At 74.8% G+C, this 10,960-nt stretch carries 5 protein-coding genes; 4 read left to right on the top strand and 1 reads right to left on the bottom strand.

What is annotated here, in order from left to right:
- The first annotated feature begins 1,075 nt into the window (after positions 1-1,075).
- Positions 1,076-7,414, top strand: a complete 6,339-nt coding sequence (locus V7S47_RS00025) for a hypothetical protein (protein WP_336559711.1) — start codon at positions 1,076-1,078, stop codon at positions 7,412-7,414.
- Between the two features lie 70 nt (positions 7,415-7,484).
- Positions 7,485-7,667 carry a hypothetical protein gene (locus V7S47_RS00020; protein WP_090859706.1) on the top strand — a complete coding sequence of 61 codons (183 nt, stop codon included), beginning with the start codon at positions 7,485-7,487 and terminating at the stop codon, positions 7,665-7,667.
- Between the two features lie 17 nt (positions 7,668-7,684).
- On the opposite strand, the gene V7S47_RS00015 is transcribed toward V7S47_RS00020, so the two are convergent.
- Positions 7,685-7,990 carry a hypothetical protein gene (locus V7S47_RS00015; RefSeq protein WP_336559710.1) on the bottom strand — a complete coding sequence of 102 codons (306 nt, stop codon included), beginning with the start codon at positions 7,988-7,990 and terminating at the stop codon, positions 7,685-7,687.
- Between the two features lie 257 nt (positions 7,991-8,247).
- Here V7S47_RS00015 and V7S47_RS00010 point away from each other — a divergent pair, with 257 nt between their 5' ends.
- Positions 8,248-9,828 (top strand): sensor histidine kinase, encoded by a 1,581-nt coding sequence (locus V7S47_RS00010; protein WP_336559709.1) that lies wholly within the window; start codon positions 8,248-8,250, stop codon positions 9,826-9,828.
- Positions 9,829-9,960: 132 nt separating this feature from the next.
- Positions 9,961-10,960, top strand: a 1,000-nt coding sequence (locus V7S47_RS00005; RefSeq protein ID WP_336559708.1) for a sigma-70 family RNA polymerase sigma factor, incomplete at its 3' end; no start/stop codon positions are given.

Raw genomic sequence — 10,960 nt, 5'->3', positions numbered from 1 at the left:
ACCACCCTGGTCGCCGCCGAGACCGAGGACGAGGACGGCGACCCGGTCACCTCGACCGACACGGTCGTCGCCGAGCTCTCGGTCGTCGTCGACGACGCCACGGTCCGCGACTACGTCGCCCGCTACGTCCCGGCCGGCACGTCGACCACCGCGACGTACGCCGCCAGCGTCTCGGGCCCGGCCGCCCGGGTCACCCCGGTCAAGCGCACCGTCGACCTGGCCGTGCGGGCCCTCTCCTCGCCGATCCTCGCCGGGGTCCCCACCGACGTCGTCGTCACGGCGACCGACCCGGCCGACGACGACGAGCCGGTCGAGGCCTCGAGCAGCACGCTGACGATGGGGGGCGTGACGGTGCCGCTGACCTGGCAGGCCGACGGCACCGCGACCGGCGAGTGGACGCCGACCGCCAGCGGGTCCGCGGTCGCCGTCACGCTCGACTTCACCCCGTCCGAGTCGACCGTCTTCGCGACCCCGCCGTCCACGCTGACCCCTCTCGTCGTCCTCGACCGGACCACGACCGGGCTCACCGCCGGTGACACCAGCCCACTCGTCGGCGACGAGGTCACCCTGGTCGCCACCGTGACCGCGACGACCGGCGGCGTCACCCCGACCGGGAAGGTGGCCATCTACGACCCGGCCAGCGAGGACCCCACGGACCCCGACCTGCTGTTCACCCTGGTGCCGACCGGGACCGACGGCGTCGCCCGGGCCGAGCGGAAGATCACCCCCGGGAACACCACGGCCCGCGGCTTCCGGGCGTCGTATTCCACGCCGGACGCCACGCACCACGCGAGCGCGAGCACCGTCGGCGCCGCCTCCACCGTCACCGCCCGGCTGCGCACCATGGACGTCGTCGGGGGGGCGCCGCCCCCGGCCCCCCCCGGCGCCACCCCCCCCCCCCACCCCCGGCAGCGGAGCGACCCCGCCGCGCCCCCCCCCGGCGCCCGCCCCGCCCCCCGCGCGCGCGCGCACCGGCGCCGCCCCCCCCCCCGCCCCCGCCCGCCGGCGCCCCCGGGCCGGCGGCGGCGCCCCCCCCCCCACGGCCCACGAGGTCGACACCCAGGCCACCTTCACCGTGACGCTGCGCGACCACGCGGACCCCGACCGGGCGATCGCCACCTCGGCCGGCCTGGTCACGGTCTCGGTCGGCGCCACCGTGCTCCCCGCGCCCACCTGGGTCGGCCAGCAGGCGACCTTCCACCACACCCCGACCGCGACCGGCTCCGCCACGGTGACGGTCACCGTCGCCCCCGGCGCGGCGTACGCCGTCCCGACCGTCCCGACCGCGACCCTGGTCGTCAAGCGGCACCAGCAGCCCACCGCCTCGGCGCCCGCCGGCCCGCACGTCGTCGGTACGCCGGTCCAGCTCGACGTCGACGGGGCGTACGGCGGCCTCACGGTCACGCACCGCACGGGCGCACCGGTGAACTGCTCGATCTCCGGCACCACCGTCACGCCGAACCGCGCCCCGGGGACCTCCCCGACCTGTGCCCTCCAGGTGGTGGCGGCCGGCGACGGCGAGCACTTCGCATCGGTTCCCGTCCCGGTCGACGTCGCCATCACGCCCCGGCCGGTCACCCTCGCCGTGACCGTCGACCCCGAGGAGTCGGTGTACGGCACCCGGGTCGTCGTCCGGGCCGTCGCCCGCGACCAGGCCACCGACGCGGTCCTCACGGGTGAGGGCACCGTGACCGTCACCCCCCGGGCCGGCGGCCCGGCCGTCTCGCTCGGCAGCTACACCTTCGGCGGGGCCGACAAGGTCATCTCGGCACCCGGCCAGCTGCGCGACGCCAACCTCTACCACGCCACGGTCACCTACGCGCCCCTGCCGGCCGACGACGGCGTGTACGCGACGGCGACCAAGACCCGGTCCTTCGACATCACCAAGGCCACCCAGGAGGTGGGGTTCGGCCCCCCCGGCGACGTCCTCTACGTCGGGGAGCGCTGGCGCGGCGTCGCCCGCAACCTGACCGTGTCCGGGGAGCCGGTGCTGCTGAAGGTCGACGACGACGCCCCCTGCGAGGTCGTCGGCGGCACCGACGTGCTGTTCCTGCGGCCGGGCTCGTGCGAGATCGAGGCCGAGGCTCCGGAGAGCACCAACTACAACAAGGACACCGACACCACCACCGTCACGGTCGCGCCCCGTCCGCTCGCGGTGGTCCTGACCGCGACCGGTCCCGACGCCGACCACGTGGCCCGCTACGGCAGCCCCGTGGACGTCGAGGTCAGCTTCGTGGACCGGCTGGCGCTGCCCGGCACCACGGTCAAGGTCGTCGGCGACGGCACCGTCCGGATCGTCGGGGCCGACGACCCCACCGGAGCGGTCACGACGCTCGACGTGGTCGACGGCGTGGCGAAGGGACAGCTCTCGCCGGCGTCGATCGGCACCCACCGCGTCACCGTCGACTTCGTGCCGGACGAGGTGGGCGACATCGAGCGCTACGCGACCCTCGTCGCGGACCCGGCGCAGCCGCACACGACCTTCGAGGTCGCCCGGGGCAAGCAGCGGATCCTCTGGGGTGCCGACGGGGAGGAGGGCGCCCCGACGCCGTACGACGGCGGCACGGCGACGGTCGACGTCGCGTGGAACGGCGGCGTCGTCGGTGGCGACTCGGGCGAGGACGTCGTCCTCGAGCCCGTCGGCTCGGCCGGGATCTGCACCACCTCCGGCCTGACGATCACCGTGGTCAAGGCCGTCACCGCGGGCACGACGTGCGTCGTCGAGGCCACGCAGGGCGGCGGTGAGTTCTACGAAGCAGCACCGGCGAGCCGGATCACCCTCACCCCGCAGCGGCGCGACGTCACCGTCTCGGTGGCCGTCCCGACCGACGCGGTCTACGGCGACGGCGTCCGGCTCACCGCGACCGCCACCGACGTCCTCGACGAGGCGCCGGTCCCCGCGGTCGTCGACCCCACCGACCCGCCCCGGAAGCGCTCGGGCCGCGGCACCCTGACCATCACCGGCCCCGGCGGGTTCCTGAAGACCTACGCGCTCGACTACCGCGACGGCACCGCGACCATCCCCGAGGACTTCACCCCGCCGTCCGCCCAGCGGTACGACGTCGCCGCGACCTTCGTGCCCACCCGACCGGACGCCTACGACGTGACGGACGCCGCGGGCACGCCGCTCCCGGTCGACGTCGCACCGCAGGAGATCAAGGTCGCCGTGATCCCGGCCGACCGCAACATCGACGACACCTGGGACCCCGAGGCCCGGGGCGGCGCGTCGAACGAGCCCGTGACGATGGAGATCCTGACCCCGAGCGTGTGCGACCGGCCGGTCACCGACCCGCCGCTGTCGCCGACCGACCTCACCCCGGGCCCGGTCCAGCTACTCCAGGTCGGCGACTGCGAGCTCGTCTTCCGCCAGCCCGGCATCGAGGGCAAGTACGCGCCCGCCGATGCCCTGCCGGTCACGGTGGTCGTCGAGCGCCGCAAGGTCGACCTCGCCGTGCCGGCCGTGAGCGGCCGCACCTACGAGACCGGGGTGACGCTGTCCCTGACCGCGACCGCGCGTCGTGGCACCAACGGCGCGGTGCCCGGCACCACGAGCGCCGCGATCAGCGACGTGACCGGCCCCGGACCGGCGGTACCGGTCACCGACACCGGCACCGTGACCAGCCAGGAGGCCGCCGGCAAGGCCTCACACACCATCGCCGGCCGGACCCTGCTCGCCGGCAGCTACGTGGTGACCTACACCTTCACGCCCAGCGACCTCGACAACTGGGCGCCCAACACGGTCCAGCGCACGCTCGAGGTGGACGTGGCCGCCCAGTCGTTCACCCGCACCGGGACGCCGCCGAGCCCGGCCGAGGTCAGCGAGTCCTGGACCCCGGCCTTCGACGTCCAGCCGAACAACCAGCAGCCGGTCGTCCTCTCCGCGGGCGCCCACGCCAACACCCCCACCTGGTACGACGACTACTCCGCCCTCCCGGTCCCCGCGCGTCCTCAGCTCACCTGCCGGGCCGCCGACAGCGCCGCCCGGAACGTGACCGACGATCCCGCGGTGCCGGACCGGGTCGTCCAGCTGCTGGCCGAGGGGACCTGCGTGCTCGACGCCCAGCTGCCCGCGATGCCGCGTCGCTACGCCGCCTCCGCGGTCGCCACCGTCACCGTCCCGGTCGTGCGCAAGCCGACCCAGCTGACGGTCCTCGTCCCGACCCTGACCCCGCCGGCGACGCGTTGGCCCCGGGTCGACGAGATCGTGGACGTCACCGCGGTCGCGCGGGGCGGCGGCAGGGCCGCGGTGGGCACGGGCGAGTTCAGCGTCGCCCGACGCTCGACCGACGGGTCCTACGAGAACCTGCCCGACCTCCCCGCTCCGTCCGCCGACTGGTTCGGGGGCGGGCAGTTCCACCAGTTCCGAGCGACCCGCTCGGGCGAGTACCGGGTGATCGGCGCCTTCAAGCCCAAGGACCCGGTCACGTTCGCGCCCCCGTCGGCCGCGGACACCACCCGGACCTTCCGGATCGACCTCGCCCCGCAGATCGTCACCGTGCCCGTCGCTCCGCCGGCCGAGGTGAAGGTGCACGACACCTGGTCGGGCACCGCCACCGGCGGTGCCTCGGGCAAGCCGGTGGTCCTGACCGTCGACACCACCAAGACGACCCCGGTGACCGGAGCTCCCGCGGGCGTGCCGCCGTACGCGTGCTACGTCACCGCCGCGAAGGTGCTGCGGTTCGCCGGCCACGGGGACTGCTACTTCTCCTTCGAGCAGGAGGGCATCGCGGACCGCTACTCCGCCGGTGTCTCCCCGGAGCAGCACGTCTCGATCCGGCAGACCACCACGTCGGTGTCCGTCGCGGGGCCGACGGCGCTCGAGGTGGGCGTCCCGGCCCGGTTCACCGCCACCGCACGCACCAGCGACGGGTTCGCCTCCGGCACCGGCAGCCTGGAGCTCCTGCGCGACCAGGTGCCGGTCCTCTCCGTTCCGGGCACGTGGCGCGACGGCGTCGGCACCTTCGACATCGTCCCCGACATCGCGGCCGGCGACCTCACCGCCCGCGTGGCCTTCACCCCGACCGACCCCGCGGCCTTCGCCGGCTCGACGGGCAGCCTCGCCGACCCGGTCGACATCGCCACCGGCACGCAGCGCATCACGCCCGCAGCCGTCCCGACCCCCGCGTACGTCGGCGGCACGTGGGACCCGCGGGCGACACTCGTCGGACCGCTGGGAGCCGCGGCCTCGGTCACGGCGACGCCCTCGGCCCCGGGTGTCTGCGCGGTGGACGGCTCCAGGATCACGCTCGACGCGGTCGGCACCTGCCAGGTCACCCTGCACCTCGCCGAGGTGGCGGGCGCCTACGACCGCCCGACCTGGAACGCGGCCACCTGGACGTCCGGGGCGATCTCCGTCAGGACCCACCCGGTGACGATCCGGCTCGCGTCGATCCCCGAGGACAAGCTGCGCTACGCCCGAGCGATCCAGGTCAGCGCGCAGGTCCTCGGCCGGCCCAACAACCTGGGCGACGGCGACGGGGTGCCCGGCCGGCTGGCCTTCCTCGTCGATGACGTCCAGGCCACCGACCCCGACGGTCTCCCCGTCGAGCCGCAGCGGGTCAACGCCGCGGGGCAGGCCGCCGCGACCATCCAGATCACCCGGCAGAACCCCCCGGTGCGGGCCGACGACCGGCACGTCGTCTCGGTCCGGTTCATCCCGGACCAGCCCGCCTACTGGTCCGGCCCGACCGAGGAGGCGACGTACACGATCCAGCGCACCTCGCAGACGGTCGAGCTCGACCGAGCGACCCCGGCGGGCGCGCTCCGGGTGGGGCAGAGCTGGACGCCGCAGCCCTGGACCTCCCCGCGCGGGCGCCGGGTCGTCGTCCACGTCGACCCGGAATCGGCCGAGGTGTGCCGCACCGACGGAAGCACCGTGACCATCGTGAGGTCCACCCCCGCCCCCGCACCGACGTGCCGGATCTCCTACTCCGCCCTGGGCGACGACGTCTACGCCCCGGTGCCGGCCGCGAGCGCCCACCACCTGCCGACCACGCTGCGCTCGGTGAGCGTGTCCGTCGAGACCGGGACCGCGCAGGTCAACCAGCAGGTCGAGGTCGCCGCCCGGGTGAGCGCCCCCGAGGTCGCCGCGGTCGCCTCCACCCACGTGGGCGGGGTCGACGCCGCGCTGCCGACCGGGGAGGTGACCTTCACCGTCGCGGCCGACGTCGGCGTCCCGGCGATCAGCCAGACCGTGCCGGTCGTCGACGGTCGGGCCGTGCTCACCAGCGCCTACGCCCCGACCACCGCGGCCGCCCGGGCGGTCACCGCCACCTTCGTGCCCACCGGCACGGACGCCGGGGTGTTCGCCGCCTCGACGACCGGGGAGGGGACGCTGGGCGTCGAGAAGGTCGCCACCACCACCGCCGTCCCGACCGTCACCGCCGGCGGCGTCAGCGCCCAGGTGACCCGCAGCAGGGTGCCGAGCGCCTCACTGGGGGGCCGGGTCCGCTTCGCCTGGGCGCCGTTGAGCTCCCCGACCGACCTCACCGACCTGGGGACGGCCGAGGTCGGGGCCAACGGCGTGGCCGCGGTGAGCGCCGTCCCGCCGTCACCGTCGGTCGACGTGCGGATCACCGCGACGTACCTCGGCGACGACAACCACCAAGGGAGCTCCCAGCTCTACACCCGCCGGGCGCCGACCATCACGGTCAGCCCCGGGCGGGTCAGCGGCTGGCACACGAAGCCGCTGCGGTTCAGCTTCAGCTGCACCCGGGGCAGCGCGGCGCTCGTCCGCGCCTGTCCGACGGCGTACACGCTGGGCGCCGACCAGCGCGACCGGACGATCTCCGAGGAGATCACCGCCGCCGACGGCGCGACCGCCCGGGTCGTGGTCAGCGGGATCAACATCGACCGGACCGCGCCCAGCATCGCGATCACCGGAGTCAGCAACGGCCAGCGCTTCATGACCACCCCGCCGACCGTCGGCTGCCGGACCGCGGACGCCACCTCGGGGTCCACCTGCCGGGTCCGCCAGTCCCCGACCATCGAGACCGGGGAGCTGTACGCCGGCGACGTCACCGTCGTCGCCACCGCGACCGATGCGGCGGGCAACACCCGCGTCGCACGGCTCACCTACGAGATGCGACAGTCCCGGATCGCCGGCGCGCCCGAGGTGCGGGGCGGCTACCAGGTCAAGCCTCGGTCGAGGGTGCGGGTCGTCGCCCAGACCGACGGGGCCACGCCGCAGCTGATGCTGCCCGGCGCCGGCGGCAAGCTGACGCCGCGGGCGGTCTTCCGAGCGTCCGCCGTGGACGACGGTGTCATCACCTGGTACGCCGTCGTCACCGTTCCGCGCTCCGTGAAGGTCGGTCGGAGCTGGACGATCGGCTACCGGCTCTCCGACGACCGCAAGCGGGTCGTGCGGATGCGGCTCGACGTGGTGCGCAAGCCGGCCCGCCGTCCCCGCCGCTGACGGGGGCCCGGCCTGAGCCGTGGTCCAGACCATGGCTCAGGTCGCCGCTCCGGCGGCCGATGGGGGTCCCATGATGCTCGTGATCGCGCTCGTCATCGTGTGCTGGATCATCCTCCCGCTGCCCGTCGCGGTCGCTGTGGGCCGGTCGTTCAACGCCGGGAACCGCGGGCCGGTCCCGCCGTCGTACGGGCCCGACGGGGTCGACGCGGCCGCCGGCGGTACGCCGGACCGCCCCGGCGACCTCGCGGCCTGATCCCTCCCCGCGTGGGCTCAGCCCACGCGCGCTGCCGGACGAGTTGCCGGACGCGCTGCCGGACGCGCCGGCTTGGGTGCCGTCCGACCCGCGGCGAGGCGGGCCAGCAGCAGGAGCACCGCGGTCTCCTGGGGCTCGCGGCCGCCCTCGTGCGGGGTGGTCAGCAGCAGCCGCTGCAGCCAGTTGCGGAGTCCGGTCTCGCCGATCTCCATCTCCACCACCACCGCACCCCGGTCGTCGTGCAGCACCAGCCGCCGGCGCCGGGCGTCGAAGAGCGCCCGACCGTCACTGAGTCGCTGGATGTCCTTGCCGAGCTCCGCCATCACGTCCCCTTGGTCCGATGTCTGCGACGGGTGGACGTCGGTGTCCGGGATCCATTACGCCCGGGCCGACCCGGTCCAGACCGGCGGATCAGGGTGAACACGCGGGTGATTCGTCACGGTGGATGGTCGTACCGCGCCGGTTCGAAGGGCGTACCGGCGGGTACTCATTCGTCTACGCTCGGGCCCAGGCGACCGATACGCCTTCAGGGACGAGCCCCCCACGCAGACTCTGGTGACAGGTGACGATGGCGCGACTGTTGACGCTCAACCCTGCGGGTCGTCGTCGCTGGTTCCTCATCTGGCAGGCCCCCGTCCTGTTCCTGGTCGCGCTGCTGACCCTGGCCCTGGCGATCACCGCCCCCGACCTGCTGACGACCACCTCGACGCTGGCCGGCGCCGCCGCCCTGGCCCTGGGCGCCGCGATCGCGCTGCCGCTGCCCGTCCGCTTCCTGGCCGTGGTCCCGGTCCTCGACATCGTCGCCATCGCGGTGATCCGCTCGCAGGACGTCGGGACGCTGATCTCGATCAGCTCGATCGCGCTGATCCCGATCCTGTGCCTCGGCTTCCACTTCGGCCGGACCGGGGTCGCGCTCGCGTCGTGCGGAGCGGTGCTCATCACCGCGCTCCCCTACCTGCGCGCCTCCGAGGCACCCCACGCGACCCAGTGGATCGGCCTGCTCGCGCTCCCGACTGTCTCGGTGATGCTCGCCCTGGTCGCCCAGCTCGGGTCCTCGATCCTCGCCGACCGCTCGGCGAAGCTCACCCAGGCCTTCAAGACCTCCACCGAGCAGCTGGAGATCACCCGCTCGCTGATCGAGGTGCTGCCGGTGGGCCTGGCCTACCACGGCCCCGACGGCGAGCGCCGCCTCGCCAACCGCCGGGCGTTCGAGTTCGCGCTGCTCGCCGGCATGGACGTCGAGAACCCCGATCGCCCCGGCACCTCGGTGTGGCGCGAGGACCGGATCCGCCGGGTGCCGCCGGAGGAGCAGTTCGTCACCCGTGCCCTCTCCGGCGCCGAGATCGAGGCCGAGCTGGTCTGGCTCGGCGAGCCCGGCTCCCAGGCGGCGGTCGCCGTCTCGGCCCACCAGGTCACCTCCGCGGCGGGCGAGTCGCTCGGCACCGTCGTCGTCTCGCTCGACGTGACCGAGCTCGTCGAGTCGGTGCGGGTCCGCGACCAGTTCCTCGCCACGCTCTCCCACGAGCTGCGCACGCCGCTGGTCTCGGTCGTCGGCTACCTCGACATCATCTCCGAGGAGCTCGAGGGGGGCGACCCCGAGCTCGTCGAGATGCTCGGTACGGCGCGCCGCGGCGCCCGGACCCTCACCGACCGGATCTCGCACCTGCTCGTCGCCGGCTCCCAGGACCGGCTCACCCTCGACCTCGACCGGGTCGACCTCAGCGAGCTCGTCGGCGCGGTCGCCGAGCGGCACCGCCACCCCGCCGGCACCCGGGGCGTGCAGCTGAGCTGCGACCTGCTCCCCGTGGTCACCACGGCCGACCCCCACAAGATCGAGCTGGTCGTCGACAACCTGGTCTCCAACGCCGTCAAGCACACCACCACGGGCGGGACGGTCGAGATCAGCCTCCAGGCCGCCGGGCCACAGATCGTGCTGATGGTCGGCGACACCGGGTCCGGTCTGGCCCGGCACGAGCGCGAGCGCGCCTTCGACCGCTTCTACCGCACCGACTCCGCCCGGCGCGACGCCGTCCAGGGCCTCGGCCTGGGGCTGAGCATCTGCAAGGCGGTCGTCGAGGCGCACGGCGGCGAGATCTCCATGGTCACCAGCCCCGGCCAGGGCACCACCGTCACCGTGCTGCTCCCCGCCCTCGCCGGCTAGCCGCCCGAGCCGGACCAGACCGGGGTGAGCGTCCGGGTGAATTCCACCCCAGGCTGCACTGAATCGTCGGCAGGGGCCTGCGCGATCCCCGATGATGGGACGTCGTACCCGTAGACCTGGAAGGTGGACCTGGTGACGGCGTTCCTCGAGCCGGACCACGCCACGAGTGACCTCGACCTCATCGGTCGGGCCCGCCAGGCCGACCGGGACGCCATCGAGGAGCTCTACCTCCGCCACCGCGAGCCCGCGCTGCGCTACGCCCGCTCACTGACCGACCCGGTCACCGCCGAGGACGTCGTCGCCGAGTCCTTCGCCCGGGTCCTGGAGACCCTCCGTGCCGGCGGCGGCCCCACCCTGGCCTTCCGGCCCTACCTGCTGCGGACGGTCCGCAACGTCCACGTCACCCACGTGCGCGGCGACAGCCGGTTCGTCTGGGTCGAGGACGAGGCCGTCCCCGACGACCCGCTGCCGCGCGACGAGGCCGCCGAGCGGCAGGAGTCGACGGTGCTGGCGAGTGCCTTCTCCTCGCTCCCCGAGCGGTGGCAGGCGGTGCTGTGGCACACCGCGGTCGAGGACGACGACCACGCCACCGTCGGCCGGCTCCTCGGCATCAAGGCCAACGCCGTCGCCGCGCTGGGCTTCCGCGCCCGCGACGGGCTGCGGAAGGCCTACCTGAGCGCCCACCTGGCCGCGGTCCGCGACGAGGCGTGCCGGCCCTACCGCGAGCAGCTCGCGCCGTACGTCCGCGGTCGGCTGCGCCGCGAGACCCGCGCCGACGTCGAGCGGCACCTGGACGGCTGCGCCGACTGCAGCGCGGGCGTGCTCGAGCTCGGCGCCCTCAACTCCCAGCTCGGCGCCGTGCTCGCGCCGGCGCTGCTGGGCGCCTCCGCCACCGGGTACGCCGCCGCGGCGACCGCGGCCGCCACCGGTGGCTGGGCCGGCCTGGTCGCCTCGCTCGGACGCCGGTTCCAGCGGTTCACCAACCCGGCCGTGGCCGCCGGGGCTGCGGCCGTCACGGCCGTCGCGGCGGTCGCCGTGACCGCGTTGGTGGTCACCAGCGCGCCCGAGGCACCGCCCGAGGCCGCGCCGCCGCCCGCGGCGAGCGCCCGCCCGACGGCGGTCCCGCCGCCGG

Source organism: Nocardioides sp. CCNWLW216, from assembly GCF_037120545.1.
GTDB classification, from domain to species: Bacteria; Actinomycetota; Actinomycetes; order Propionibacteriales; family Nocardioidaceae; genus Nocardioides; species Nocardioides lianchengensis.
This window is presented reverse-complemented; position numbering and strand designations above follow the sequence as displayed.